19 protein-coding genes and 1 pseudogene are annotated in these 26,734 nt (G+C 64.0%); 11 read left to right on the top strand and 9 right to left on the bottom strand.

Annotation, left to right across the window (positions count from 1 at the left end; translation table 11 throughout):
- The first annotated feature begins 231 nt into the window (after positions 1 to 231).
- Positions 232 to 1,092 (top strand): hypothetical protein, encoded by an 861-nt coding sequence (locus HA052_RS21045; protein ID WP_166453449.1) that lies wholly within the window; start codon positions 232 to 234, stop codon positions 1,090 to 1,092.
- Positions 1,093 to 1,160: 68 nt separating this feature from the next.
- Here HA052_RS21045 and HA052_RS21040 read toward each other — a convergent pair whose 3' ends face one another.
- Both HA052_RS21040 and HA052_RS21035 read right to left on the bottom strand, forming a co-directional pair.
- Positions 1,161 to 4,019, bottom strand: a complete 2,859-nt coding sequence (locus tag HA052_RS21040; RefSeq protein WP_166453448.1) for an adenosylcobalamin-dependent ribonucleoside-diphosphate reductase — start codon at positions 4,017 to 4,019, stop codon at positions 1,161 to 1,163.
- Between the two features lie 241 nt (positions 4,020 to 4,260).
- On the bottom strand, positions 4,261 to 7,578 hold the full coding sequence (locus HA052_RS21035; protein ID WP_166453447.1) for a DUF748 domain-containing protein: 3,318 nt from the start codon (positions 7,576 to 7,578) through the stop codon (positions 4,261 to 4,263).
- Positions 7,579 to 7,982: 404 nt separating this feature from the next.
- Here HA052_RS21035 and HA052_RS21030 point away from each other — a divergent pair, with 404 nt between their 5' ends.
- The 3 genes from HA052_RS21030 (at position 7,983) to HA052_RS21020 (ending at position 10,740) form a co-directional block, all read left to right on the top strand.
- Positions 7,983 to 9,323, top strand: a complete 1,341-nt coding sequence (locus HA052_RS21030; RefSeq protein ID WP_166453446.1) for a glutamine synthetase family protein — start codon at positions 7,983 to 7,985, stop codon at positions 9,321 to 9,323.
- A 285-nt stretch (positions 9,324 to 9,608) separates the two neighbouring features.
- Entirely contained in the window at positions 9,609 to 10,340 is a 732-nt protein-coding gene (locus HA052_RS21025) for a transglutaminase domain-containing protein (RefSeq protein ID WP_166453445.1), read from the top strand.
- A 37-nt stretch (positions 10,341 to 10,377) separates the two neighbouring features.
- Positions 10,378 to 10,740, top strand: a complete 363-nt coding sequence (locus tag HA052_RS21020) for a hypothetical protein (protein WP_166453444.1) — start codon at positions 10,378 to 10,380, stop codon at positions 10,738 to 10,740.
- Positions 10,741 to 10,759: 19 nt separating this feature from the next.
- Here the strand turns inward: HA052_RS21020 and HA052_RS21015 are convergent, their stop codons facing one another.
- On the bottom strand, positions 10,760 to 11,560 hold the full coding sequence (locus HA052_RS21015; protein WP_166453443.1) for a class I SAM-dependent methyltransferase: 801 nt from the start codon (positions 11,558 to 11,560) through the stop codon (positions 10,760 to 10,762).
- A gap of 338 nt (positions 11,561 to 11,898) precedes the next feature.
- On the opposite strand from HA052_RS21015, the gene sph reads away from it, so the two are divergent.
- The gene (sph, locus tag HA052_RS21010) at positions 11,899 to 13,419 is read left to right on the top strand and encodes a sphingomyelin phosphodiesterase (protein ID WP_166453442.1); all 1,521 of its coding nucleotides are present in this window, start codon (positions 11,899 to 11,901) and stop codon (positions 13,417 to 13,419) included.
- A 185-nt stretch (positions 13,420 to 13,604) separates the two neighbouring features.
- Here the strand turns inward: sph and HA052_RS21005 are convergent, their stop codons facing one another.
- On the bottom strand, positions 13,605 to 14,009 hold the full coding sequence (locus tag HA052_RS21005) for a DUF3995 domain-containing protein (RefSeq protein ID WP_166453441.1): 405 nt from the start codon (positions 14,007 to 14,009) through the stop codon (positions 13,605 to 13,607).
- 226 nt (positions 14,010 to 14,235) lie between these two features.
- On the opposite strand from HA052_RS21005, the gene HA052_RS21000 reads away from it, so the two are divergent.
- Positions 14,236 to 15,357, top strand: a complete 1,122-nt coding sequence (locus HA052_RS21000) for a hypothetical protein (RefSeq protein WP_166453440.1) — start codon at positions 14,236 to 14,238, stop codon at positions 15,355 to 15,357.
- A 74-nt stretch (positions 15,358 to 15,431) separates the two neighbouring features.
- On the opposite strand, the gene pta is transcribed toward HA052_RS21000, so the two are convergent.
- The 4 genes from pta to HA052_RS20980 all read right to left on the bottom strand — a co-directional run bounded on the left by pta (position 15,432) and on the right by HA052_RS20980 (position 20,857).
- Positions 15,432 to 17,516, bottom strand: a complete 2,085-nt coding sequence (gene pta, locus HA052_RS20995; protein WP_166453439.1) for a phosphate acetyltransferase — start codon at positions 17,514 to 17,516, stop codon at positions 15,432 to 15,434.
- 115 nt (positions 17,517 to 17,631) lie between these two features.
- The gene (locus HA052_RS20990; protein WP_043594375.1) at positions 17,632 to 18,825 is read right to left on the bottom strand and encodes an acetate/propionate family kinase; all 1,194 of its coding nucleotides are present in this window, start codon (positions 18,823 to 18,825) and stop codon (positions 17,632 to 17,634) included.
- A 92-nt stretch (positions 18,826 to 18,917) separates the two neighbouring features.
- Complete coding sequence (gene pflA / locus HA052_RS20985; RefSeq protein WP_166453438.1) at positions 18,918 to 19,709, bottom strand: pyruvate formate-lyase-activating protein; 792 nt, start codon at positions 19,707 to 19,709, stop codon at positions 18,918 to 18,920.
- Positions 19,710 to 20,128: 419 nt separating this feature from the next.
- Positions 20,129 to 20,857 carry a FadR/GntR family transcriptional regulator gene (locus tag HA052_RS20980; protein ID WP_166453437.1) on the bottom strand — a complete coding sequence of 243 codons (729 nt, stop codon included), beginning with the start codon at positions 20,855 to 20,857 and terminating at the stop codon, positions 20,129 to 20,131.
- Between the two features lie 227 nt (positions 20,858 to 21,084).
- On the opposite strand from HA052_RS20980, the gene lhpI reads away from it, so the two are divergent.
- From lhpI to HA052_RS20965, 3 genes are all read left to right on the top strand, one after another.
- Positions 21,085 to 21,996, top strand: coding sequence for a bifunctional Delta(1)-pyrroline-2-carboxylate/Delta(1)-piperideine-2-carboxylate reductase (lhpI, locus tag HA052_RS20975; protein ID WP_166453436.1), 912 nt, complete (start codon positions 21,085 to 21,087; stop codon positions 21,994 to 21,996).
- Between the two features lie 89 nt (positions 21,997 to 22,085).
- Entirely contained in the window at positions 22,086 to 23,102 is a 1,017-nt protein-coding gene (locus HA052_RS20970) for a proline racemase family protein (protein ID WP_206118986.1), read from the top strand.
- A gap of 80 nt (positions 23,103 to 23,182) precedes the next feature.
- Positions 23,183 to 24,325, top strand: a complete 1,143-nt coding sequence (locus tag HA052_RS20965; protein ID WP_166453435.1) for a branched-chain amino acid ABC transporter substrate-binding protein — start codon at positions 23,183 to 23,185, stop codon at positions 24,323 to 24,325.
- A 298-nt stretch (positions 24,326 to 24,623) separates the two neighbouring features.
- Here the strand turns inward: HA052_RS20965 and HA052_RS20960 are convergent, their stop codons facing one another.
- Positions 24,624 to 25,298 (bottom strand): M24 family metallopeptidase, encoded by a 675-nt coding sequence (locus tag HA052_RS20960; RefSeq protein ID WP_166453434.1) that lies wholly within the window; start codon positions 25,296 to 25,298, stop codon positions 24,624 to 24,626.
- A gap of 404 nt (positions 25,299 to 25,702) precedes the next feature.
- On the opposite strand from HA052_RS20960, the gene HA052_RS20955 reads away from it, so the two are divergent.
- Together HA052_RS20955 and HA052_RS20950 are read left to right on the top strand one after the other, a co-directional pair.
- On the top strand, positions 25,703 to 26,143 hold the full coding sequence (locus HA052_RS20955; protein WP_166453433.1) for a hypothetical protein: 441 nt from the start codon (positions 25,703 to 25,705) through the stop codon (positions 26,141 to 26,143).
- Positions 26,144 to 26,527: 384 nt separating this feature from the next.
- A pseudogene (locus tag HA052_RS20950) lies at positions 26,528 to 26,734 on the top strand (IS256 family transposase); the annotation flags it as partial.

Below are 26,734 nucleotides of genomic sequence, written 5' to 3'. Positions count from 1 at the left end.
CAAACCGCGCCCGCCAAGCCCATCCCCTGGATACGGACTTGCCGGGCGCGCGCCGATAGGCGCGAGACTATGAACAGGCTCTTAGGCCAGTTTGTCCGCTTCTTGGTTTTTATCACGCCCCCGCCAAGTTGTTTTCGGTGAATCGGCATGCTAATGTCCTGATAAATTTAAATAATCAAGGCATACGCCGGCACCTCATTTCATCGCAACGCCACTTAAACGGCCTCTTTCATGACCAATGCAAACCGCAAACACTTCGCCGCCGCGCTGGCGCTGGCCGCGGCGCTGCCGCTGGCGGCCCACGCCGAAACCTTCGACCTGGGCGCCATTCTCAAGGACGGCATCAAGAAGGCGCTGCAAAAAGATCCCGCCGCGGACGGCGCCGCCGCCCCGATGGCTCCCGGCGTCTACGACGGCTCCGACAAACAGTTCGAGCGCACGCTGACCATACGCCCCAACGGCAAGTTCGAACTGGAAGTCATGCAAAAAGGCAAACCCGGCCAACTGCGCTCCGGCTCCGGCAGCGGACAGTTGCAGGCCAACGGCGGACAGTGGCGCTATAGCGAAGGCATCTGCACGATGAACGTCCTGCCCCAGACCTCCGCGGTGCAAGTGCAGATGGAGCGGTGCGCCAGCGCCTTCGGCGATGTGCCCTTCGACGGCGTTTATCGTCTGAGCAAAGCGGCCGGCGGCGCCCAGGCCGGCGGCGGCAAGAACAAGGCCTTGGCGGCGCAGCTGAGCTGCCACAATCTCAACCTCAGCGACAACGGCGTCGCCAAACTGCTGGCCGCCGCCGCCGGCACCACGCCCAATCAGATATGGGAACACGAGCTGGCCTTGCAAGGAGGCTATGACTACGGCGGTCTGCCGATACGCTCGGTGCAGCTGTCCGAGGCGGACGGCGGCTTCCTGGCGCTGTTCGTCGACGGCGACGACGCCGCCATCAAGGCCGCGATCAAGAAAACCCAGCGCAAGGGCAGCAGCGCGGCGATGTTGAGCAAGGTGGGGGAAAGCTATTCCTTCCCGGGCAAACCCAACGGCCTGCCCTATGTGCAGTGCCGCAGCAAGGCGGTTCAACACGGGCTGTATTGACGCTTGCTCCAAACGACAATGGCCCCGGCATTTGCCGGGGCCATTGCATTAGCCAACCCGTCTAAAGCTCAACCGCAAGCGCCGACATGACCGCAGGCGGTGCAAAACTCGCAACCGTCCTTCTTGATCAAGGCGTGGTTGCCGCACTCCGGGCAGGGCTTGCCCGGCACCTGTTTCAAGGCGGAGCTGGCTTCCGGGCTGAACAGATCGCTCTGCTCCGGCACCATCACCCCCATCTCTTCCAGCGGCACGCCCTCCTCGGTCAGCACCCCCAGCATCGCGTAGCGGTGGATGATCAACTGCGCCAGGTAAGCAACCGTGGACGGCCAGCTCTGCGACTTCTCCACGCCGGGGATGCGGGCGAAGAAATCGCCCTGCGGCTCGGCGTAGCTCAGCAGCTTGCGCAGCTTGAGGCCGATCCAGGCCGGGTCTATCACCCGCATGTCCAGGCTCAGCATCTTGCACAGGCCGTCCAGTTCGCGCGGGTAGGCGCCAGCCAGCCACATGGAATACGGCCGGCGCTGGCCGTTGGGCAGCACCAGCTCCTTGATGAAGAGCACGAAGTCGTCGCCGGTTTGCGGGTTGCTGACGTCTACCGACCAACTCATGGTGCCGTCGGTGCCGGACTTGGGCTCCTTGCGCGCGAACAGCGCGTCCATTACCGGCGTCGGCTCGTTTTGATCCGCCGGCAGCGCGCCCAACTGCTCGACGCGGTGGCGCACCACCTTGCCCAGGGCCGCCGAGGCCGAGGTGGCGTAGACGGTGCGCTCGCCCAGATCGAACACATAGCGTTTGTCGCCGTTGGTATGCGACAGCGCGTCCAGCTTGGCCGCCAGCCACCCGTGGTCGCGGCAGCGCATGTCCATGGACAGGGTTTTGGCCACCGCGCCCAGGCCGCGCTGTTCCTCGGTGGCGTTGACCCAGCATTCAAACGGCGACACCCGGCCGTTCTCCACATGGCCCACCACTACGGCGAAATCGCCGGCGTCGCCTTCCACCATGAATGTCCACGACGGGTTGCCTTCCTTCAGCTTGGGCCGGTTCGGCCATTTCAGGCTGGACAGCGCCGGTGTCGGCGCGGTATTGAGCACCACGCGGCGGTCCGGATCGCCGTCGCCGTTGCCGGACAGGTCCTGCGGCGTGGCGGCGCTGGGCTTGGCCGGCTCCACCGACAACACCGAACCCAGCACGCTATTGGGCCGGTAGGTGGTGATGCCCTTCAGGCCGGCGCGCCAGGCTTCCAGGTACAGGCTTTCGAAATCGTCGAAGGGGTAATCGCCGGGCACGTTCACCGTCTTGGAAATGGCGGTGTCGATATAGGGCGCCACCGCCGCCACCATGCGCATATGGTCCAGCGCGCTCATTTCCAGCGCGGAGACGAAATACTCCGGCAAGGCGTTGGTGTCCCCGCCCTGCATCCGGTAAACACGGTAGGCGTGGTCTTCCACCAGGTATTCCTGCTGGCTGCCGTCGGCCATGCGCTTCTTGCGGGTGTAGAACCAGGAGAACGGCGGTTCGATGCCGTTGGAGGCATTGTCGGCGAAGGCCAGCGAAATGGTGCCGGTGGGCGCGATGGACAATAGGTGCGAGTTGCGGATGCCGTGCTTGCGGATGCGCGCCTTGATCGCCTCCGGCAGCCGGCTGGCGCAATGCGGCGCGGCCAGGTAGGCGTCGGCGTCGAACAGCGGGAAACCGCCTTTCTCGATGGCGAGATCCACCGAAGCGTCGTAGGCGGCGTCGCGCATCGCCTCGGATATGCGGCTGGCGAAGCGGCGGCCCTCCTCGCTGTCATAGCGTATTTTCAGCATGATCAGCGCGTCGCCCAGGCCGGTGAAGCCCAGGCCGACGCGCCGCTTGGCCTGCGCCTCGCGCTGCTGTTCCTCCAGCGGCCACACCGTCAGATCCAACACATTGTCCAGCATGCGCACCGACATGCGCACCACTTTCTCGAAGCTCTTGAAGTCGAAGCTGGGCTTGTCCCCAAAGGGCTGACGCACGTGGCGGCACAGATTGATGGAACCCAGATCGCAGCAGCCGTAGTCCGGCAGCGGCTGTTCGCCGCAGGGGTTGGTGGACTCGATCACCTCGCAGTAGGACAGATTGTTGTCCTGGTTGATGCGGGTCATGAACAGCACGCCCGGCTCGGCGTGGTCGTAGGTGGAGGCCATGATCTGCCGCCACAGTTCGCGCGCCGGCACGGCGCGGTAGACCCACAGGCCGTCCTCGCGCTGGTAACTGCCGGGGAAGGCGTCGGACGAGGGTTCCACCGCATGGGTCAGCTCCCAGGCGACGTCCGCTTCCACCGCGCGCATGAAGTCGTCGGACACCCCCACCGAGATATTGAAATTGCGCAGATCGCCCTGGTCCTTGGCGTGGATGAAGTCCTCCACGTCCGGGTGAGAAATGTCCAGCACTCCCATCTGCGCGCCGCGGCGCGCGCCGGCGGATTCCACCGTCTCGCAGCTGCGGTCGAACACCCGCATATAGGACACCGGGCCGGACGCGCGGCTGTTGGTGCCCTTGACTCGCGCGCCCTTGGGACGGATGCGCGAGAAGTTGTAGCCGACGCCGCCGCCGCGGCGCATGGTTTCCGCGGCCTGCAGCAGCGCCTCGTAAATGCCCACCTTGCCGTTTTCGGTTTCGGACACCGAATCGCCCACCGGCTGCACGAAGCAATTGATCAAGGTGGCGCGCAAATCGGTGCCGGCGGCGGAATTGATGCGGCCGCCGGGAATAAAGCCGTTTTCCAGCGTTTGATAGAACAGCGGCTCGAAACGCGCCGGGTCGCTTTCCAGCGCCGCCAGCGCCTTGGCCACGCGCAGGCGCACTTCGCTCACGCTGTGTTCGCCGTTCTTGGCGTATTTTTCCAGCAATACCTCGCGGGAGATGTCCTGCTCGGTCATGGCGGCGATGTTTTCCTGCTTCATGGTTCCCGGTTCCTCTTGAATTGCGGCCTGCGGCGGCCAGGGCGGCCCCCTTCCAGCATGCAATGGACTGTGTGGGCCGCAAAAGGTTTCAACACGTCCGATACGCAACATCTGGAAAAGAAAAACGGCGTATTACACTATATGTAGTTACGCCGTTCGTTGACACATATCAAGCGCTATTCCACCCCATCGTCGCTTTTCCCTATCGTCATGGGCAAAAACACGACGCGCGGCGGCCGCCTCACGGCGTCTTCAGTTTCACCTCCAGCGGCACCCCGTCGCGACCGGCGGAGACCTTGACCGGCTCGCCCAGTTGGATGCGCTCCTGCAGAGCCGGATCGGTCTTGATCATAGCCGCGCGCGCGTTGGCGGCGCGTTGCTTGGCCAGTTGCTGCAGGTTGGCGTCGGTGATGCTCTGCGCGGCGATCAACTCGTCGCGCAGCAGCTTGCCCAGGGCCGCGCCGGACGGCCCGCCCGGCTTCAGCGTGTGGCCCAGCAGCTTGAAGCGGCCGATCTGCTTGCCGTACACCGATTTGACCGCGGACAGGATTTCGCCGTCCTGCATGTCCGGCAGCGGCAGCGGCTCGCCGGCGCCCAACTGATGGCCGGCGGCGGCGAAGATGGCCAGATCGGTTTGCGCGCGCGCCATTTCCTTGCGGTCCGCGTCGGTGTTGTAACCGCCGCTGATGGACAGCATCAGCTTGGGCCGCTTCACCATCAGCCCGGCCACTTTGACCAGCTTCTCGCGCTCCGGCGGCGTCACATTGGCCTCGCCGGCCACGAAGCGGATATCGTCGAAGCCCTCGCCGCCCAGCAAGGCGCCCAGCGCGCGGAACGGCGCGGTCACCACCTTGGTCACCACGTTGACGATGGCTTTCCAGATGACCTTGCCGTAGCTGAACTGCGGATCGTCCAGGCTGCCGGCCACCGGCAAGTCCAGATCGATGCGTTTGTCGCTGTCCTCCAGAATGGCCACCGCCAGCCGCAGCGGCAGCCGCGGGCCCTTGTATTCACTGTCCGGCAGCTCGTCGCCCAGTTGCAGGGAATCGATCACCACCCGGTTCTCGCCCTTGAGCTGGCGCTGCTCCAGCAGATAGCGCAGGTCCACCGACAAGCGGCCGTCCTTGACCTGCCAGCCGGCGAAGTTCATCGAATACGGGTTCAGCGTGCCCATGGAGATATTGCGGAAAGCCAGGGTGATGTCGGTGTTGTCGGTGGGCGCCAGCGGCGACAGCGCGCCGCGCACCTTGACGTCGCCAAACTGATCCACATCGCCGTCCAGCGTGATATTGCCGCGCTGCTGGGCGCGGGTGGAGAGGTTCTGGATCGAGCCCCGCAGATTATGCATGTCGGAGGCGAAGTCCGGCTTCATGCCGTGGTCGGCGAACTGCACCCGGCCGCCCTGCACATGAATAGACTTCACCTCCACCTGGGGCAACGGCGACGCCTTGGCCTTAGGTGCGGCCGGCTTGCCGCCCTGGCCGGCGAACAGGCGCTTGAGGTTGAGCTCGCGCTTGTCGTCCAACACCAGCCGCGCCGCCGGCCCTTGCAGCCGAACATCGTTGATCGCCACTTTCAGCGGCATGCCCTGAGCGCTGAGGCCGCGCACTTGCAGATCGCGCCAGCCCAACAAGGGCAATTTCTCGCCCGGCTCATACACCGCCAGCCGCGCCACGCCCGCTGAGCCGCCGACGCGCCAGCCGCGCGCGCCGACATCCAGATTCAGATCCACCGACAGCGCGCCGCCGCCGAAGCGCAGCGGCGTGCCGCTCAAGGCGTACGGCGCCAACGGCGCCAGCTGCACTCCGTCGGCGCGTAGCTTGCCCTTGAACGCGCCGGCGGCGGCGTCGATATCGGCCTTGGCCGCCAGCTTGCCGCCGTTGAGCTTGCCGGCCAGGTCTACCGCCAGCCGCTGGCCGTCGTCCACCGCCACCGTGCCGCCCAGGCCGGACAAGGCCACGCTCACCGGTTTGGGCAGGCCGCGGTCGGTCCAGCTCAGTTGGCTGTCCCGCAGTTCCATTTCCGGATAAGAGAACTTCCAGGCCGGCGCCGCCTCCCCCTGGGGGCGCGCCGGCGCGGGGGTCGGTTTGGAACGGCCGGCGGACTCGAACAAGCGGGCCAGATTGATCTGGCCGGCGCGGTCGCGCTCCACCTTGGCCTCAAGGCCGCTCAGCGTCAGCTTGCCCGGCTCGATGCGGCGGCCTTGTTGCAATAACTGGCTGGACGCCAGTTCTGCGCTGGCGAGGCTCAAAACCGGTGCCGCGCCTTGCGCGCCCAGCTTCAGCTCGTCCAACCGCGCCAGCATGCCCGTCAGCGCGAAGCCATGGTCCGGCGACAAGGCGAAGCGGCCGGACAACAGCGGCAACTGGGCCTCCAGCGCCAAGGGCTGGCGAAAACCCTGGTCGGCATAGCTCAGGCGCCAGTTGCGCAACTTGATCGCCTCGATGTTCACCAACCACGGCAGCGGCGCTTCCGCCGGCTGAGGCTTGGCGACGGCCGGCGCGGCCGGAATCGCCTTCTGCCAATCCACCGTTCCGTCGCGGTCCCGCCCGGCTATCGCCAGGCCCTGGTCCAGTTCGATGGACTGCACTTTCAACATTGAACGCGCCAAGTCCAGCGCGCCGCCTTCGACGCGGACTTCCGGAATCGTCAGTTCGCTGCGGCCGCCCGGCGCTTTCAACGCGAAGCGCAGCAGACTGGCGCGGAACGGCGACACCGTCAGTTCCGGCGTTTTGCCGGACATCTCAAAATGGTAGCGCGCCGACACCGACAAGCGCCCTTCCGGCGCGGCGGTGTTGAAATGCGGCTGCACATAAGGCCAGACCGAGGCCAGCGGCAGTTCCGCCATCTGCGCCTCGCCGTCGGACTTCAGCGGTTGCAGATTGATGCTGCCCTTCCAGTTGAAGCGAGTACCGTCGGTCAAAGCGGCCTGCATCGTGTAACTGCCGTTTTCCGGCAGCGTGGACAGGTCCACCAGCGACAGATTCAGCGGCACCATGGTAAAGCGCTCGTCGCCGCCCAGCCGGTCGGACAGCTGCGCCTGGCCCTTGCGGATGTTCAAGGCCTTGATCAAGAGCCGCGGCAGCTTGTCCGAGCCGCCTTCGGGCTTGGCCGGCCCGGCGGCGTCGGCGACGAAGCGTGCCCAGTTCCACTGACCGGCGCGGTTGCGCGCCAAGGCCAGCCGTGGTTCGTCCAGGGAAAACTCCTGCACCTGCCAGCGGCCGATCAACAGCATGGACGGGTCCAGGTTCAGATACGCCCGCTTCACCGCGAACAGCGGCCGGCCGTCGCCCTCGCTCAGCTTGAGATCCCTCACCTCCAGGGACATGTCCCAAGGCGTGATCTTCACCTCGCCCATGCTCAGCGTGCGGCCTATGCCCTGCGCCCATTTGGCGGCCGCGTCGCTGATCATGCCCGGCGCCAGCCAGCCCAGGAATCCCCAGAGCAGGCCCAGCAACACAATGGGAACCGCCGCCCAGCGCAGCCAGCGGCGGCGCGGTTTCGGCGATGGAGAGTTGGAATCTGAAGCGGGTTTTATCTGTTCGGTATCGTTTTCCATATCGTCTAATTCTAATACTCATAAAGAAGTCTTAACAGTCCCCTTGTCAGATTTCCCTGTTGCCGCAAACCAACAACTGACCGACATCCCGTCAATAATCATTGCGAATGTCCACGCGCCGGGACTAGCATGCATTCGTTCAAAATATTGAACATTTCTAACCAAAAACGATCAATGCCATTTGAAGCGGCATTGCGCCGTATAACCAAACCTGAGAGGAGCACCCGGATTGCCGATCCATCAATGGGCCCGATTCCAGCCCCGTCCCGCCTGCCCGCGCAGCCCCGGCTGCCGCACACTGGACCGTAGATTATTTTTAGTACAAGCGCAGCGGCCGCATACGCTGAGGCACGACGCCCAGCGCGACAGCAGCTCGGGCGCGCACACATGACAACAGAGGGTTTATGAATAACGCAGAACAAATCAACAAATGGTTGGACGACAATCGCATCACCGAAGTGGAATGCCTGATCCCGGACATGACCGGGCTGGCCCGCGGCAAAATCGTGCCGCGCCATAAATACAATCCGGCCGAAGGCTTGCGCCTGCCGGAGGCCGTGCTGTCCATGACCGTGACCGGGGACTACCCGGACCAGGACTTCACCTCCCTCGCCGACCCCGACATGCGGCTGATCCCGGACGCCAGCACCCTGCGCCCGGTGCCGTGGAACCTGGAGCCCACCGCCCAGATCATCCACGATTGCGCCTTTTTCGACGGCAGCCCGGTGGACCTGGCGCCGCGCAACGTGCTCAAGCGCATCCTCAAGCTGTACGAAGACGAAGGCCTCAAAGCCGTGGTGGCGCCGGAAATGGAGTTCTACCTGGTGGAGATCCAGCCGGACGAAGACATCCCGCTGCGCCCGCCGGTAGGCCGCACCAAACGCACCGAAGCCGGCATGCAGAGCTTCTCCATCGATGCCGTCAACGAATACGACGGCATCTTCGACGTGATGTACGACTGGTGCGAAGCCCAGGGCCTGGCGCTGGACACCCTGATCCACGAAATGGGCACCGCCCAGATGGAAATCAATCTGGACCACGGCGACCCGCTGGCGCTGGCGGACCAGGTCTTCCTGTTCAAACGCACCGTGCGCGAAGTGGCGATCCGCAACAATATGTACGCCACTTTCATGGCCAAGCCGATGCAGGGCCAGCCCGGCAGCGCCATGCACCTGCACCAGAGCGTGGTGGACAGGGACAGCGGCAAGAACATCTTCAGCCTGAAGGACGGCCAGCCCTCGCAGAAATTCTTCCATTTCATCGGCGGCCTGCAAAACTATCTGCCGCCGGCAATGCCCTTCTTCGCGCCCTATGTGAACTCCTACCGCCGGCTAAGCCGCTACACCTCGGCGCCGATCAACCTGTCCTGGGGCTACGACAACCGCACCTGCGGCCTGCGCGTGCCGCACTCGGACCCGCAGGCGCGGCGGGTGGAAAACCGCCTGGCCGGCGTGGACGTCAACCCCTATCTGGCCATCGCCGCCAGCCTGGCTTGCGGTTATCTGGGCATGAAACAGGGCCTGATGCCGTCCGACCCGCTGACCGGCAGCGCCTACGAGCAGCCTCACCAACTTCCGCGCCACCTGGACGACGCCATCGACATGCTGCTCAAGTGCGAACCGCTGACCAATCTGTTCGGCGAACACTTCATCCGCACCTACAGCGCCATCAAGGAAGCCGAGTACCGGGAGTACTTCGACGTGATCAGCCCGTGGGAGCGTCGCTTCCTGCTGCTGCACGTCTGATGGGCGCTTAGAACCTGTTTACGATCTCTCGAGCTAAGGCGAGACAAGGCGAAAACAGTTGAGAAAGCGGAGTGTACACACGGTACATGAGCGTTTCGAAGCGGTACTCTCCGTGTCACGTCTCACGACACGCAGCTGAATTTGAACAGATTCTTAAGCCCAGGCCTCGCCGCCGGCCCATTTTCCGGGCTGGCGGCTTTTCCGCCCCGCCGTCATCAAACTGTGCATTGACAATCTTCAGCTCTGAATATTCAATATGACTAACCTCGGCCGATAGAGCATTCCATGCACCCAAGCCACCAGTCCGACCCCGTCCGCCCAGCGCCTCGCGCCTGGCTGAGCCTGAGCGAAGCCCTGCGCCAGGTGCAAAGCGACGCCTCCCCCGACAACGACCGCGACTACTGCCGCGCCTTGCACGACTTCGTTCGCGGCCATGTGCGCTTCGGCTTCACCAGCCAGTTTGAAACCGTCACGCCGGAACGCACCCTGGCCTTGGGACGCGGCCATTGCAACGCCCAGGGCGACCTGCTGCGCGCGCTGCTGACAACGGCCGGCATCCCGGCGCGGCTGCGCTTCGTGCGGCTGGACAAGCGCATCCTACGCCACGCCGTGCCCGCTCCGGTCTACCTGTGCCTGCCGGAACACCTGTTCCACGGCCTGGTGCAAGCGCGGCTGGACGGCCGCTGGCTGCACAGCGACAGCTATCTGTTCGATCCCGACGGCTTCGAGCGCCAATACGCGCGCCTGCTCGCCTCCGGCCTGCCGCGCGGCTACGGCCTGCGACTGGGCGCGGACTGCCGCTGGAACGCGGACGCCGACAGCTTCTCCCAAGCCAGCGCCGACGACCTCCACGACGACGACCCGGTCTACGACAACCTGGCCATCGCCCTGCAGGAAGAAACCGGCAACAACACCTTGCTGGGCCTGCATTTCAACCAATGGCTGAAGCTGGCGCCGCCGCCGCTGCGCCGCCGCGGCGAACGCTATCTGAACAGCCGCCTGCAGCCCGCCGGATAAACTCCGGCGGGCTGTACAAGCCGTCGGCGCCGCCTCTATGATGAGGCCCTTCACTAGCTACCAGAGCCGCGCCATGATCCGTTGCCTGATTCCCCTGGCGCTTGCCGCCCTACTCGCCCTGCCCGCCGTCAGCCAGGCGGACGGCCGCGACGACTACCGCGGGTCCCGCCCGCCGCGCCAAAGCAGCGAACACCTGAGCGACAGCGATTTCAACGCCTATAACATCGTTTGCCACCAAGCCGGCCAGATCGTCGTCAACATCCCCGCCGCCAAGAACATCACCCTGCTGCGCGAGGACGACGATGTCCGGGAAATCCGCTACTTCCCCGGCAGCGACATCCTGAACGAGCAAAAACTGCTGGTGCCGCGCAGCCTGGCCTGCCAGCTGCGCCGCAACTGAAGCCGGCCACAAGCGGCGTTCAAGCCCCCGGCTTGCTCGCCCAAGTGGCGATGAAGGCCGGCAGATAGCCGTCGATGACGAAGCGCGGCGTCGGCTGCATCTCCTCGTGGAAACCCGCCAACAAAAAACCGGCCTCCAATTGGCCGCCTATCTGCTCGGCCAGGCTATGGCCGAACACCAGCGCCTCGCCGCCCGCTCGCTTGGCCGCCAACGCCGCCGGCTCCAGATCGCGCAGATCGGAATACGGCGCCGGATAGCGCGGCCGGATCAGCCCCTGACGGGCATACTCCGGGTCGCGGTCGCCGATGAAGGCCGCCGGATTGAAAAAACTGCTGAGCAAGCGCCCGCCCGGACGCAGCACCCTGAAGCACTCGCGCCACACCGGACGCACGTCCGGCACGTAGAGATTGGAAATCGGGTGGAATACGCAATCGAAGCTGGCGTCGGCGAAGCGCGACAGATCGCGCATATCGCCCTGCTCCGTCGCCAGCGTCAGCCCTTCGCGCCGCGCCACCAGCCGGTCTCGCTCCAACTGCTGCTCGGAGGCGTCGAACACCGTGACCACGGCGCCGGCCGCCGCCAATAGCGGGCCCTGCTGACCGCCGCCGCTGGCCAGGCACAGAATGCGCCAGCCCGCCGCCTGATCCAGCCAGCCGGCCGGCAACGGTCCCGGCATCAACCGCGCCCGGTGATCGCCCGCGCGCGCGGCGGCGACGGCGGCGGCGTCCACCGGCTGCGACCACGGACCGGCCTGCTCGGCCTGGCGGTCCCAGGCGGCCTGATTATGCGAAAAAATATCGAGAGAAACATGTTCCGACATGGGGAGTCCTGTTCCATTCAGAAAATTGGGGACACCCAGCCAAAACCGCATCCATAGCGAAATAGACAGCCCCCGCGAAGGGGCAAAGACGAAGCGGAAGACCAAACGAAACGGCAATGCGGCAAACGGCCCTGGCTGGGCAAACGAGTGACGGGCATTACAGCTTCATTTCAGCGCGCTCCTATTCGGGAAAAGGGGAAGACTCGCATCCGCGCAAACGGACGGACGCCGAAGTGTCGGCGAGGTAGAGATTCTACGCCAGATCAAATTTAAATGACATAGCAATTCCGTAAACCAGGCCATTCAAGCTTTGCGCTCCCCCACCCCTCGGAGACATGATGAAAGCTTGCCTGGCACTGTGCGCCGCGCTGCTGGCCGCCCCCGCGCTCGCCGCCTACCCCGACGATCTCAAGCTGACCACCTGGAACGCCATGCTGCTGCCGCAGTCGCTCTATCCCAACTACGGCCAGGAACAACGCGCGCGCCTGATCGCCGCCGCGCCCATCCTGCAACAGCAGGATGTGGCCGTGCTTCAGGAGCTTCAGGACAACAGCAGTTCCGAAGCGCTGCTGCAAGGCCTGAAAGCGCGCTTCCCGCACCAAACCCCGGTGATAGGCCGCAGCCAAAGCGGCTGGGACGGCACCGAAGGCTGGGACGGCGCCAGGCCGGAAGACGGCGGCGTCGCCATCGTCAGCCGCTGGCCCATCGTGGAAAAGCGGCAGTATTTGTTCCGCAACGCCGGCTGCGGCTGGGATCAATACGCGCTCAAGGGCTTCGCCTACGCCAAGTTACAAGTGGGCGGCCAGTACTATCACCTGCTGGGCACCCATCTGCAATCAGAAGACAGCGGCTGCAAGGACCACGCGGCGGTGCGCCAGGCCCAGCTGCGCGAAATTGCCGACTGGCTGCGCGCGCGGCGGCTGCCCAAGGACGAAATGGTATTGATTGCCGGCGATATGAACGTGGACCGCCGCAAGCCGGCGGAATACCGCGCGATGCTGGACATCCTGCAAGCCAATGAGCCCCGCTACGCCGGCGTCGCCGACAGCTTCGACACCGCCCGCAACGGCCTGGCGCTGGAGCGCTACGGCGCGCGCGGCGGCGACGCGCCGGAATACCTGGACTACATCCTGACGCTGAAGACCCACCCCCAGCCGTCGGCCTGGCACAATCTGGCGCTGGACGCGCCGTCCCCGCAGTGGACGGTGCAATCCGTCGGCAAACACACCTACGCCTATACCGACTACAGCGACCACTACCCGGTGCAAGCCTTCGCCTGGGCGGACGCCGCCACCCCCACGCAATCCTATACCGATCAGGCCGGCAGCTACCGCCAGGTAAGCCTGCAAAACCTGGGCAACGGCCAATGGCTGCAAAGCGCCGCCGCCAACGACGGCTGGCTGAAGACCGGCCCCGGCAACGGCCCCGCCGCCCGCTTCAATCTGTCCAACAACTTCGCCATGCGCGACAACGGCTGCCTGCGCTCCGGCGACTACCTGCGGGTAGAGCGCGCCGACCGCCCCGGCTGGTTCTGGACCTGGTGGGGCGGCCTGGACGCCAACCAATACGCCTACTACACCAAGCAAGGCCCGCTCAACGCCTCCACGGAACTACGGCTGCAGATTCAGGACCGGCCGGACGGCTGCCTGCGGGACGGCGATATTGTCAGCTTCAAGGACTGGGCGAGGCAGAACGACTACTACCTGACCGCCTGGAACGGCGGCGCTCACGATGGCCAGCTCTATCTATGGCAGTCCGGCGTCGGCCCGCGCGAACGCTTCCGCGTCAACATGCCGCGCCAGCCGCAGCGGCTGGATTGGAAAGCGCAATTGATTTACTCGCGGAACAACAAACGCTAAGAGTCAGTTCAAAGTCTCGCGAGCTAAGGCGAGACAAGGCGTTGCGGCTGAGAAAGCGGAATGGTCAAGCGGTGCATGAGCATTTCGAAGCGCGACTCACCGTGTCACGTCTCACGACGCGCAGCAGACCGTAAACAGGTTCTAACGAGAACAGCGGGCGGCTAGCCGCCCGCTTTCAGGAGCGGTTACCAGGCAAGGATCAGCAACAAACTGCCCAGCAACAAGCACAAGGGGGAATAGAAACGCGTGTCGTTGCGGGCGAAGCGGCTGTCGCGCACGCTCTTGAACAGGCCGACGTAGCGGAATTCGCCGATGCCGCGCAGCAGCAGTGCCGCCGCCAGCACCAGCAAGCCCCAACGCACGGTCTCCATTTGCCAGAAGCGCGTCAGATGGCCATGCAGCGCCACCGCCAGCGCCGACAAGGCCAGTATGCCGGCCACCGCGAAAGTGCCGCCGCGGGTGGGCTGGAACAAGGGCTTGCCGTCCACCTCGGGCACGGCCGCGCCCATTCCGACGGTGCCGCCCAAGGCCCAATAGCAATGGACCAGACTGATAATCAGAAAAACAGTAATCAAAAACAGGCTCAGCATAAGCAGGTTCCCTTTCTAATTAAGTGTTTATCGGAAGTTCAACCTCCCTTTGATTATAACACAATCCCATCTGCATTGATCTACAGCCAAAAAACGGTAACGCCGGGCAAACTCGCGCCCATCCCTCTGATGGCGCGCTGAGTGAATTCTGCAAGCCGCGATCCGGCTTTTTGACGACAGTAGCGGGGTCAAACCATTCCATGCCCTCTACTTGAAAGCCGGCCCCATGCCAAACATCACCGCCCACAGCGCCACTCGCCCCCTCGCCGCCCCTGCGGCCTTGCCGACTGCCCGCAACGTCGCCGCTCAGCCACAATTAGGCCTGGGCCGATGCTTGACCAGCGCCTCGAATCGCTGCGCAGCCGCGCCGGACCGCCCGCAAACCACGCAAGGGCCCGTGCCGCAGCAAGCCCGTTTCCAGTCGCTGTTGTTCCGGGTGGCCAACGGCGCGGTCAACGCCTCCCCGGCGCGTCAGGACCAAGCGGTGGCGCTGTACGGCCTGAGTCACGCGCAAATGCAGCTAGGCGATTTCGTGTGTGGCGAACTGGACATGCAAAACGTCGCCACCATCGCCACTTACAATAAACAGCTGGACATCGTCCATTACAGCCGCGACTACACCATGTCTTACTTCTCGCCTCGCGAGCTGATCCAGGAATTCAGCCGCCACATCAGCGACGCCGCCGCCGGCAAGCTGGTCAAACGCGCGCGGCAGCCGGCTGCCCCCATCCTCCAGGCCTGGGCCGACTATCTGGGCGCCCATCACGCACGGCTGGACCCGTTTGTCCGGCTCAACGCGCTGCTGGCCAACGTGCCGCCGGAGGAGCGCTCCGCCGTGGCCACCCGCTTTGTGTTGAAAAACACCAGCGGCGACTGCCGCACGGAAACCACGGTCAACAACCTGCTCCATCTGGTGCATGCCTGCGGCTGCAAAAACGCCGACGACGTCGTCGCCGCGCTCGGCAAGCGCACGCTGGAACAGCACGACCTGCTGGACCTGTCCGAACTGTTCATCAAGCACTTCTTCCGCAACTCCAGCAAACTGGGCCTGGAATTCTTCGCCCAACAAGGCGCGGAAATCGCCTTTGCCTGGAACGACGCCGGCCGCGGCAAGATGGACCTTGAAGCGATACGGCAAAAACCCTGGCAAGAACAGCAGCGCCGCTTCCAGCACAGCTACGAGCCGATCACCTACTCCGAAGTCCGCTCCGTGCTGCGCCAGCCCGAGCTGTTCGACGGCAAAGTCTCCAAAGTGTATTTCGCCGACGACGGCGTGGAACTGGCCGGCTCTCCCGCCTCCGAGCAATGGGTGGCGCTGACGCGCCCCATCGCCGCGCAGCGCCACTAAACAAGGCCGCATAAGACAACAGCCCCCGGCGCTTACGCTCCGGGGGCTGTTTTCAGGTCAAGCGTTCTCGCCGCTTACTGCGCGTCCGCCTGGATCGCCGTCAGGGCGATGGTGTAGACGATGTCGTCCACCAGCGCGCCGCGCGACAGATCGTTGACCGGCTTGCGCAGGCCTTGCAGCATCGGACCCACCGACACCACGCCGGCAGAGCGTTGCACCGCCTTGTAAGTGGTGTTGCCGGTGTTCAGGTCCGGGAACACGAAGACGTTGGCGCGGCCGGCCACTTCGCTGTCCGGCGCCTTTTGGCGGCCTACGGACTCCACGCTGGCGGCGTCGTACTGCATCGGGCCGTCAATCATCAGATCCGGACGCTTTTCCTTGGCGATGCGGGTGGCTTCGCGCACTTTCTCCACGTCCGAACCGCTGCCGGAAGTGCCGGTGGAGTAAGAGATCATCGCCACGCGCGGACTCAGGCCGAAGGCGCTGGCGGAATCCGCGGACTGGATGGCGATGTCCGCCAGCTGCTCCGCGTTCGGGTCCGGGTTCACCGCGCAGTCGCCGTACACCAGCACCTGATCCGGCATCAACATGAAGAAGATGCTGGACACGATGCTCGCGCCCGGCGCGGTCTTGATCAGCTGCAAGGCCGGACGGATGGTGTTGGCGGTGGTGTGCACCGCGCCGGACACCAGGCCGTCCACCTCGTTCAGGGCCAGCATCATGGTGCCGATCACCACGCTGTCTTCCAGCTGCTCCGCCGCCTGCGGCGCGGTCAGGCCCTTGCTCTTGCGCATCTCCATCATCGGCGCCACGTAGCGGCCGGCGGCCTCTTTCGGGGCCAGGATTTCAATGTCGGCCGGCAGGGTCACGCCCTGAGCTTCCGCCACCTGGCGGATGCGTTCCGGTTCGCCGATCAGCACGCAGCGGGCGATGCCCTTCTCGTGGCAGATGGCGGCGGCCTGAATGGTGCGCGGCTCGTCGCCTTCCGGCAGCACGATGCGTTTTTGCGAGCGGCGCGCACTCTCGATCAGACGATGGCGGAAGGCCGGCGGCGGCAGGCGCACTTCGCGCGGCTCGCCGATCTTCTGCACCAGCACCGCGGTGTCGATGCGCTCGGCCACGAAGTCGATCATCGCCTGCATGCGCTCGGCGTCTTCCATCGCCACGTGACGGTCCAGATTGGCCAGCATGGTGCTGGTTTCATAGGTGTCGCGCTCAGTGGACAGAATGGTCAGGCCGGCTTGGCGCGCGGACTGGATCAGCGGCAGGATACTGCCGGACACCGGTTCGCCGCAGGTCAGCAGCAGGCCGGCCAGCGGCACGCCGCGCAGCATGGCCAGCGAGGTGGCCAACACCACGTCGCTGCGGTCGCCCGGCGTCACCACCAGGGTGCCCGGCAGCAGGCGTTCGGCCATCTTCTCCACGGTGCGGGCCGCCACCACGGTTTCGCGCATGCGCGCTTGCTCGATCTGGCCGGCGTGTTCAATCTTCAAACCCAGCGCGCTAACCACGTCCAGCACGCGCGGCGCGTCCAGCTTGGCGTCGTAAGGCACGCAGCCCAGCAGCGGCGTGGCGCAGCCCAGCTCCGCCAGCTCGGCGCGCAGGCCGGCCAGATTGCCGCACTCCGCGCCGCGGTTCAGCAGCAGACCGGCCAGTTTGCCGTTGCCGTCGGCGCCGAACTGACGCTGCACCAGCTGCACGCATTCGGCGATGTCGCGCGCGCCGCGGCCGGCGCCGGACAGCACCAGCAACAGTTCGGCGGACAGGCTGCCGGCCATTTCCGCGTTCAGGCGGATGGCGGTTTGCGCGTCGCTGTCCGGCACCAGGCCTTCAACGATCAGCACATCGTGATTGTCCCGCGCCTGTTCCGCCAGGCGCACCACGTCTTCCATCAAGGTGGCCAGCTCGCCTTCGCGCAACATGGCTTGAGCGCGGGCGAAGGGGATGGACGCCGGCGCGTCGATATTGCACAGCTGGCGGGCAAAGTGGCTGGACAGCTCGGCGCCCACGCTGGCGGGCTGCGCGATGGGCTTGACGAAGCCCACCTTGATGCCGTCGCGCTCCAGCGCGTGCACCAGGCCCAGGGTCATGGAGGTCAGCCCGGCGTCCGAACCATAGGAAGCCAGGAAAAACACTCGTTTCGGTTGTTGCGATGTCATGAGTTTTACTTTCGACGCGCGCGCCGCCGCAAGGCGGCCCGGCGTTCAGAATCAGGCGGCGGCCGACGGAGCGCCGGCCGCGCGATACAGACGCGGCTTGCGCCGCGAGGTCCTATCAGATACCGGCCAGGTCGGCGGTATCCTTGGCGATCATCCACTCTTCGTTGGTAGCCATCACCAGCGCGGTGGTGCTGCCCGGCTGACTGATCACGCCGGTGTTGCCGCGCACGGCGCGCTCGTTGGCGGCCGCGTCCACGGCGAAGCCCAGCACCTTCATGTGGTTCAGGGTTTTTTCACGCAGCAGGCTGGAGTTTTCGCCGATGCCGCCGGTGAACACCAGGGCGTCGATGCGGTCCAGCGAGGTGGCCAGGCCGCCCAGCAGGCGGGCCAGACGGTGGGCGAACATGTCCAGCGCCAGTTGCGCGTCCACATTGCCTTCCGCCGCCGCTTCTTCCAGAGCGCGACAGTCGCTGGACACGCCGGAAATGCCCAGCAGGCCGCTCTGCTTGTTCAGCAGATTGTCGATGCCGTCCAGATCCAGGCCTTCCTTGCGGGCGATGAAAGTCACCGCGGCCGGGTCGATGTCGCCGGAACGGGTGCCCATGATCAGGCCTTCCAGCGGGGTCATGCCCATGGTGGTGTCCATGCACTTGCCGTTCTTCACCGCGGAAGCGGACGCGCCGTTGCCCAGGTGGGCGATCAGGATGCCGTGATTAGCCGGATCCAGCTTCAGCTCGGCCACGGTTTCGCCGGCGATGAAGCGATGGCTGGTGCCGTGCATGCCGTAGCGGCGCACGCCGTATTCTTTGTAGAAACGCTGCGGCACGGCGTACATATAAGCCGGCTTGGGCATGGTCTGATGGAAGGCGGTGTCGAACACCACGACTTGCGGCAGCTTGGGGAAGGCTTTCTGCGCGGCGCGGATGCCCACCAGGTGGCCCGGGTTGTGCAGCGGCGCCAGCGCGCAGCATTCTTCGATGCCGGCCAGCACTTCGTCGGTGATCAGCGCGGACGCCTGGAAGCGCTCGCCGCCGTGAACGATGCGGTGGCCGATGGCGACCACGCTGTCCAGCCACTCATGCTCGCCCATGAAACGGGTCAGCGCTTCCATCGCCTCGGCGTGGCTGCCGCCGTTCAGCGACTCCGTCTTCTTGCCTTCCGCGGTTTTGAAAATGATGCGCGAATCCGCCAGGCCCAGGCACTCGGCCAGACCGGACAGCAGCGGCTCGCTGGAGCCCTTGGGCAGCAACGCGAACTTCAGCGAGGAACTGCCACAGTTGATCACCAGAATTTCAGAAGATGTCGTCATAATATATCAGCGATTCATGATAGATAATTCGATAAACAAGCAGCGCCGCTCCGGGCGACGCTGCCAGCCAAAAACCACCGGCCGGAAGGCGTTCAAGTCACCTTCAAGCCTTTACAGGAAAACAACTCGCGGGCACGTTTGACTTGCTCCGGCGTGGGAATCGGCGTATCCGCCAACTGATATTCCATGCCCAGCTTCTGCCACTTGTCCATGCCCAACTGATGGAAGGGCAACACCTCGACCCGCTCCACCACACTGCCCAGGCCGGCGACGAAATCCGCCAGCCTGCTGATGTCCTCGTCGCCGTCGGTCAAACCCGGCACCAGCACGTAACGCACCCACATCTTCTTGCCCAGGCCTTGCAGGCGACGGGCAAAGTCCAGCGTCGGCTGCAAGGGCTGGCCGGTCAGCGCGTGATAGCGCTCCGGGTCCGAATGCTTGATGTCCAGCATCACCAGGTCCACCGCGTCGAACCACTCGTCGCTCACCCGCTCGTGCAAAAAGCCCTGGGTGTCCAAGGTCGTGTGCAGGCCGAAGCGGCGCTTGGCCTCGCGGAACAGCTCGCCCACGAAAGCGTCCTGCATCAGCGGCTCGCCGCCGGACACCGTCACGCCGCCGGCGAACTTCAAAAAGCGCGCGTACGGCTCCAGCTCCGCCATCGCCTGCTCCACCGTGACCTGGCGGCCGTTGTGCAGCTTCCAGGTATCCGGGTTATGGCAGTATAGGCAGCGGAACTGGCAGCCCGAGGTGAAGAAGACAAAGCGCATGCCAGGCCCGTCCACCCCGGCCCCGCTCTCCGTGGAGTGCAGGTAACCCACCACGGATTCGGGAGACATGGCGTGTTCTTGCGGGACCGTGTCCACGGCGGTTTGGGTATCTGGCATGCGTTTGTGCTCCTATGGCCGACAGAGGCCGGCCCTTAACAGGCCGCCTTTTAAAGCATAGTGCGCGGTTCCGAACGGGGGATATCCCCAAACGCCAGAGCCGAACACAAATGTTATTTTACGAACACATTTTATATTCTAAAACGAAAATATGTGTTTGATACAGGTCAAAAGCGTACATTGTGATGTGCGCACGCCACATCTCCCCGCACCCTCGCCCCGGCAAACCCTTGATTTACGTGGAGTTCTAGTTAAAACAGTCGTTAGTTTTATCTTGCACTGCAATATTTTCGCTCGTTCGCGAACATCCTCATAACACGCCAGCAGCATAAACCCGGCCCCGCAAGCAGCCCTGTCCAGTGACGGGCGCGCCTGCGGGGCCGGAGCCGTTCAGCCATGCGGATCAATGCGCTGGCGGCTTAGCCGGAGATATCCCGCCTTACCCGTCGCAAATGCTGCTCAACGTAAAAGGCCGCGGCATCCTCATCGCCGATGACGATGGATTCGTAAATCAGCTGATGCTCCGCAACGTACAAGCTAATACGCTCCTCGTCATAGATGCCATCATCGCGCAATCGCTGCCAAAGAGGCTGCGACATGGCTTTGGCCACCTCATCCGCAATGCGCACCATCAACGCATCGCCTGTCATCACGGCGAGTTGCCGATGGAACAAGCGGTCGCTTTCGCTCCAGAGCACTTGCTGCGCCGGGATGTCTATGTTTTTGACCCCCTTCATTTGCGCCAGGTAATACTCCGCCCTTTCATCGCGCTGGCCTTTTCTAGCCGCCATGCGGGCAATGGCCGGCTCTAGTATCAACCGAACTTCCAGCGTCGATATCGGACTGTCGTCCGCCTGCCCGCGCTCGTTTGCGGGCACGGCTTGCCGCAGCCGTTGCAGGGCATCCTGGCAAACATAGGTGCCCGATCCGCGGCGGGTCATCACCAGTTGCTGATTCTGCAAAGCGCCAATGGCCTCCCTCACAGCAGGCCGGCTCACGCGGTAGCGGGCGGCGAGCTCTCTTTCCGAGGGCAGGCGCGACTCAGGAGGAAACTCCCTGCCAACAATGCCGTTGCGGATCTGCTCAGCAAGCTGCTCATAGATGGGAAGCGGCTGAAAGTGGCTCTGTTCCAGTGTACTGGCATCCATTCTGGTTACCCCAAAACCAATTTGTTGTGTATTGGTGACAATTGCGACCACATCTCCGCCACAGCAGCAGAAACCCTTGTGACGCTCTCTCTAAATTGGTAATTTACAAAACAAGTTAACGATATAACAAGGCAATTTTAAGACCAATTCTATTGATATCGGCAGAAACCCCAAGGGCAAACCGCGGATTTGGTCTGAATTTTGCCACTTATCGACAAAGGCGCACCATGTCCATCCCCGTACTGCCCGCCTCCGCAACCAAGAGCTTGTTGCCGATTGCCGATCTTTGCCAGGCCCTATCCCTTGCCGCCGCCGAGTATATGGCTGGGCGGATCGTCAGCCCGGAGCGGCAGGTGCTGCCCTTGCGGGGCGACGCCGTACTGCTGTCCATGCCGGCCACCGCAAGCGATATCGGCATTCACAAACTGGTCAACGTGTGCCCGGACAACCTCAAGCAGGGCCTCCCCACCATCCATGGCATCGTCAGCGTGTATGACGCCCTCACCGGCCAGCCGCTGCTGATACTTGACGGCCCCACGGTGACCGCCCAGCGCACCGCCGCCATTTCCATGTTGGCGATCAACAGCCTGTACGTCGGCAGGCCGGCCGCCATCGCGCTGATTGGCGCCGGCACGCAGGCCGCCGGCCATCTGGAAGCCATTGCGGCCTTGTTCCCGGGTATCCGCGTGGATGTGCATGGCCGGGATATCGCCGGCAGCGCCGAGTTCTGCCGCCGGCATGCCGCCCAGCCCTTGGCGTTGCGCCCATGCCGCGGCCGCGTCGCGGACGATATCGACGTGGTGATCACACTGACCACCAGCAAAGCGCCGGTCTACCACGAGGACGCTCGCAGCAACCGGCTATTGGTGGGAGTGGGCGCGTTTCGTCCGGACATGGCCGAAATCGGGCCGGCCGCTATCGCCGGCAGCCAGCTGTTCTCTGACGACCCCGCCGGAGCGCGGCATGAAGCGGGAGACCTGATCCAGGCGGGCGTGGACTGGAACACCGTGCAGTCCTTGGCGGAGGCGATAGCGGGACGCTACGACGCCAATCGCCCGCGCCTGTTCAAGAGCGTGGGCACCGCGGCCTGGGATTTGGCGGCGGCGCGCTGCGCGCTGGCGCATTGGAAGGCCGTCTAACCGGGCGGCAGCGTCCAGTTAAAACCGCGCGGCGTACCTAAGCCAAGGCGCGCCAGCGCGCCTCGTGACCAACAGAGGGAGTGAACAATATGAATCCATTGCCTGCGGATTTTGTCATCGAGACCGTGGAAATGCACACCGGCGGCGAACCGGTGCGCATCGTGCTCAACCTTAGCGACAGGATTCAGGGAGCGGACATCCTCGCCAAACGCCGTTTCATGAGCGAGCGCCTGGACCCTGTGCGCCGCCTGCTCATGCATGAGCCACGAGGCCATTACGATATGTATGGCGCGGTGCTGGTGCAGCCCTCCATGCCAACGGCGGACCTCGCCGTGCTGTTCACCCACAACGAAGGCTACAGCACCATGTGCGGGCATGCCGTGATCGCCCTGGCCCGCTTTGCGGTGGACAGCGGCAAAGTGCCCGCCGTGGCGCCGCTGACGCGGGTGGGCATCGAATGCCCATGCGGCCTGGTGGAAGCCTTGGTGGAAATCCAGAACGGCAAGGCCGGCGCTGTGCAATTCGAGAGCGTGCCCGCCTTCGCCTTTGCCCTGGACCTGCCCGTCAGCGTGCCGGGCATAGGAGAAATCGCCGTCGATATCGGCTACGGCGGCGCCTTCTACGCGGTCGTCGCCGCCGAAAAGCTGGGCGTATCGCTGGATGGCTCCCTGCGCGAACTGGTGGACGCCGCCACCGCCCTCACCCAGGCCGTGCGCAACGCCATCGCGGTGCGCCACCCCATCGCCGACGACCTGAGCTTCTTGTACGGCAGCATCCTCACCGATGGCCGCGACCGGGCCGCCGATGGCGGCAGCCGCAATGTCTGCGTCTTTGCCGATGCCGAAGTCGACCGCAGCCCCACCGGCTCCGGCGTCACCGCGCGCATGGCCATCCGTCACGCCAAGGGGCTGGTTGCGCCTGGGGAAACCTGTGAATTCGAAAGCCTGACCGGAGCGCTGTTCAGCGGCACGGTGGTCGGCCAAGCCCAGTTGCCGGGCCATGACGCGGTGACGGTGCGCGTGGCCGGGCGCGCCCACTACAGCGGCAAAGCCAGTTGGTCATTGGAGCCTGACGACTTGATTGGCCGGGGCTTCCTGCTGCATTGAGCTGTTGCATGGCGGCACCCCAGCCGTGAAAGGCGATGGCGCGGCCAGCCATCAAACCGAGCAGCGCAAAGGAGACACGCATGAAACAGCAGCATTCTCGCAGCCTGATTGCCCTATTGGCTCTTGGCGGCACGATGACCCTCTTCCTCAGCCCCGCTCATGCCGACACCGTGGTGAAAATAGGCTTCTCCTCACCCTTGTCCGGCCCGCAATCCCACTACGGCAAGGACAATGAGAACGGAGCCAAACTGGCGATCAACGAGCTGAACGCCAAGCCCATCACCCTAGGCGGCCAAAAAGTGAAGTTCGAACTGCGGTCCGAAGACGACCAGGCGGACCCGCGAACCGGCACGCAAGCCGCTCAACGCCTGATGGATGCCGGCGTCAAAGCGGTAATCGGCCACTTCAACTCCGGCGTCACCATTCCCGCCTCGCGCCTCTACGCCAAGGCCGGCATCCCGCAGCTGTCGGTCTCCACCAACCCCGCCTACACCGCCGCCGGCTACAAAACCGCCTTCCGTCTGGTGGGCAGCGACAGCCAGGTGGGCGGAGCGCTGGGCCGCTATGCGGTACAGCAGCTCAAGGCGCAGCGCATCGCGGTCATCGACGATCGCACCGCTTACGGCCAGGGCATTGCCGACGAATTCATCAAATCCATCACCAGCCTGGGCACGCCGCCGTTCAAGCGTGAATACACCCATGACAAGGCCACCGATTTCAGCGCCATCCTGACCGCGCTGAAAGCGCAGCAACCGGACATCGTGTTCTACGGCGGCGCGGACGCCCAAGCCGCGCCGATGGCGCGCCAGATGAAACGCCTGGGCATGAGCGCCACCTTGATGGGCGGCGACATGCTGAGCACCGAGACCTTCATCAAACTGGCCGGCGCCAATGCGCTTGGCCACATCTCCGCCGTACCCGGCGGGCCGCTGGAAGCGCGCCCGGCAGGCAAGGCATTTCAGGCGCGCTACCAAGCCAGCTACCAGCAAAACGTCGTCCTGTTCGCCCCGCACTTCTACGACGCGGTCATGATGGTGGCCGACGCCATGAAGCGCGCCAACTCGTCGGAACCGGCCAAATACCTGCCGCTGCTGGCCCAAACACTCTATCAGGGCGTCAGCGCCGACTTCAGCTTCGACACCAAGGGCAATCTGAAGCAAGCGCCGGTGACGATCTCCGCGGTGGAAGGCAATGTCTGGAAGGTGCGGTCCGTGGTGCAGTAAGAAACCTGTTTACGATCTGCTGCGCGTCGGCGATACGGCGTTGAAACCAAGCTCAAAATGCTCATGTACCACGTGTACATTCCGCTTTTTCGCTCGTTTTCGCCTTGTCTCGCCTTAGCTCGCGAGATCGTAAACACGTTCTAAGAACCAGTTCATAATCTGCTGCGCGTCAGCGATACCGCCTTTCCTCAGATGCTCTGCGCGGTTGTGTTAGCCGTTCACAGTTCGCCCGCGTCGCGGACGCAAACCCCGGCCAAACGCCAAAGCTGGCGGGCGGCTCGCCGCCGCCCGTCATGGATCAGCCCTCGCTCACCAGCAAGTCTTCATAGAAAGCGCCGAATTCGCCGGACGGATCGGCAATCTGGATTTCCAGAATCCACAAACCGGCGTCCGGGCATTGGGCGAAGTCGCCCAGGCTGCCGGCCTTGTAAATGGCGTGCGGAAAGTCCGACACCCGGTGGCCCTTGATGTCCAGGTTCAGCCGCCAGCCCATTGCCTCCGCGCGCTCCGCCGCGTACTGGTACAAGGCCGGGCCGGCCAGGCGCTCGCGCCGCCACTTATTCGCCACCTCCTGCCACAACTGGCGCGCCGCCTCGGCACAGGCCTGCTTGCGCGCGTTGTCGCCGGTGGTAAAGGTATCGCCGGCATCGCCCTCGTGGCCGTCCCAGACTATGCCCAGATCAATGAAGAAGATGTCGTCGTCCAGCAGCACATTGTCCGGGTCGATCTGCTGCTTGAAGATTTTCAGCGTGCTGCGGCCAAAACGGACGATGATGCCGTGCCAGATGCGGTCCATGCCCATGCTTTCCAACTCAGCCTTGGCCAAATCCTTGGCCTGCTGTTCGGTCATGCCGGGGCGGATCTGCGCGGCGATGCGCCGCACCGCCGCCATGGTTTTGTCGCGGGCGGCGATCATTTTGTCCAGGGCGAAAGCGCTGCCCACCGCTTCCGGCGGGAGAGAGACTGAGGTCATAAGGAATGCCCTATCTTGAGGAAAAGACAAAGAGACGAATGGGCAAAGGATTATACCGCAGCGTCGCGGAATCATGACATTCAAATTACAAACCAAATCAGCCGGCCCGCCACTACTCCCGCGACCCCGCTGGCTTGACCCTGCCGGCCCACTCGGTAACAATCGCCGGGTGCTGTTATTCACGGCACCGGGATTGGCATCCCGCCCAGTAACCAACGGACATTGCGCTTACCGCGCATGCCCGTATTTCTCCATGGCTGCGCCAAAATCGGCAGGCTCGTGGTGGGGGAGCGCCCCGCGCTCGCCGGTTGGTTACTCCGGTTATGCCAATCCTGCCACGCGCCTGCCAACTCCCGTCTGTATCTGGCAGGTGGTTTATCTTGTGTCACCGCAGGAGAAACACCATGTCGAAAACCTTTCCCGCTCGCCGCCGCTATCGCCAAGCCTCGATGGAAGCGCGCGAAGCCCTGCTCCCCTTCGTGTCCCGACGCCCAGGCCGGCCGCAAGCCGACTACTGGCACATGCCGGACGCCCACCCGGACTATGCCGCCGACTGCGCCTACGGCCGCGAATGCGGCGCGCACTTCGTCCAATGGCTGAAGGACAACCCCGGCTATTGCGGCCAAAGCCTGCTGGCGCGCATCACCCGCGACATCGACTTCCGCAAGCCGGAGCAGCGCGGCTACCGAGTGGGCTTCTTCAACTATCTGGAAGCCATGCTCACGCTGGCCGCGCGCAAGGTGGACGTGTTCGAGCATGTTGACGAACTGCACCGCCAGCAACAGGCGCAGATCAAACGCAAGACCATGGAAAACCGCTCGGTGCGGAAGATAGAGAGGAAATAAGGAAGGACCAAACCCCGGCTTTGACCGGGGTTTGGTTTGGGGGTGGGGCTTCTTGGAATAATCAGTGGTTAGCTGCTAGCAACTTACGATCCAAAGGCGACAGTCGGCGCTTTGGAAAGCGGATGATTAAGGTGCTAGCTTAGGGGCGACTAGATGGGGCATTCGCTTGATCTTCTAACGTTAGTAGTCAACGACCTGCTTTAGCGGGTCCGCTGGATTGACTTGCTATGCCTGGTGGCGGTGAAGACTTAATGCCGTCGTATATGAACGAAGCTATTAACGATCCAGCAACACCGAGAAAAATTGCAAACACGAGCCTGTCAGATTTTCTGTGTGCATGAGGTCATGAGATGATACCGAAAGGGACGCTACATGACCGTTGCAATGACCACCAAGAAACCCAAGAAACTCAAGGCACCCAAGCTCATTCCTGACGAACTGATCGACCAACTTCTGGCGCAGGTCGAAGGTAAGGACGCCGAATCGATCCTCGGCGAATCGGGCTTGGCCGGCCTCCTCAAGAAGCAGCTCGCTGAGCGTATGCTAGCCGCCGAGCTGACCCATCATCTGGCCTCCGAGACCGTGCAGGGC

The organism is Chromobacterium fluminis, assembly GCF_011602385.1.
Taxonomy (GTDB): domain Bacteria; phylum Pseudomonadota; class Gammaproteobacteria; order Burkholderiales; family Chromobacteriaceae; genus Chromobacterium; species Chromobacterium fluminis.
This window is presented reverse-complemented; position numbering and strand designations above follow the sequence as displayed.

What these genes read in the sequence shown, in the direction of transcription:
- HA052_RS21045 (WP_166453449.1), top strand. Translation starts at nt 232, where the DNA reads ATGACCAATGCAAACCGCAAACACTTCGCCGCCGCGCTGGCGCTGGCC.
- HA052_RS21040 (WP_166453448.1), bottom strand. Translation starts at nt 4,019, where the DNA reads ATGAAGCAGGAAAACATCGCCGCCATGACCGAGCAGGACATCTCCCGC.
- HA052_RS21035 (WP_166453447.1), bottom strand. Translation starts at nt 7,578, where the DNA reads ATGGAAAACGATACCGAACAGATAAAACCCGCTTCAGATTCCAACTCT.
- HA052_RS21030 (WP_166453446.1), top strand. Translation starts at nt 7,983, where the DNA reads ATGAATAACGCAGAACAAATCAACAAATGGTTGGACGACAATCGCATC.
- HA052_RS21025 (WP_166453445.1), top strand. Translation starts at nt 9,609, where the DNA reads ATGCACCCAAGCCACCAGTCCGACCCCGTCCGCCCAGCGCCTCGCGCC.
- HA052_RS21020 (WP_166453444.1), top strand. Translation starts at nt 10,378, where the DNA reads ATGATGAGGCCCTTCACTAGCTACCAGAGCCGCGCCATGATCCGTTGC.
- HA052_RS21015 (WP_166453443.1), bottom strand. Translation starts at nt 11,560, where the DNA reads ATGTCGGAACATGTTTCTCTCGATATTTTTTCGCATAATCAGGCCGCC.
- sph (WP_166453442.1), top strand. Translation starts at nt 11,899, where the DNA reads ATGAAAGCTTGCCTGGCACTGTGCGCCGCGCTGCTGGCCGCCCCCGCG.
- HA052_RS21005 (WP_166453441.1), bottom strand. Translation starts at nt 14,009, where the DNA reads ATGCTGAGCCTGTTTTTGATTACTGTTTTTCTGATTATCAGTCTGGTC.
- HA052_RS21000 (WP_166453440.1), top strand. Translation starts at nt 14,236, where the DNA reads ATGCCAAACATCACCGCCCACAGCGCCACTCGCCCCCTCGCCGCCCCT.
- pta (WP_166453439.1), bottom strand. Translation starts at nt 17,516, where the DNA reads ATGACATCGCAACAACCGAAACGAGTGTTTTTCCTGGCTTCCTATGGT.
- HA052_RS20990 (WP_043594375.1), bottom strand. Translation starts at nt 18,825, where the DNA reads ATGACGACATCTTCTGAAATTCTGGTGATCAACTGTGGCAGTTCCTCG.
- pflA (WP_166453438.1), bottom strand. Translation starts at nt 19,709, where the DNA reads ATGCCAGATACCCAAACCGCCGTGGACACGGTCCCGCAAGAACACGCC.
- HA052_RS20980 (WP_166453437.1), bottom strand. Translation starts at nt 20,857, where the DNA reads ATGGATGCCAGTACACTGGAACAGAGCCACTTTCAGCCGCTTCCCATC.
- lhpI (WP_166453436.1), top strand. Translation starts at nt 21,085, where the DNA reads ATGTCCATCCCCGTACTGCCCGCCTCCGCAACCAAGAGCTTGTTGCCG.
- HA052_RS20970 (WP_206118986.1), top strand. Translation starts at nt 22,086, where the DNA reads ATGAATCCATTGCCTGCGGATTTTGTCATCGAGACCGTGGAAATGCAC.
- HA052_RS20965 (WP_166453435.1), top strand. Translation starts at nt 23,183, where the DNA reads ATGAAACAGCAGCATTCTCGCAGCCTGATTGCCCTATTGGCTCTTGGC.
- HA052_RS20960 (WP_166453434.1), bottom strand. Translation starts at nt 25,298, where the DNA reads ATGACCTCAGTCTCTCTCCCGCCGGAAGCGGTGGGCAGCGCTTTCGCC.
- HA052_RS20955 (WP_166453433.1), top strand. Translation starts at nt 25,703, where the DNA reads ATGTCGAAAACCTTTCCCGCTCGCCGCCGCTATCGCCAAGCCTCGATG.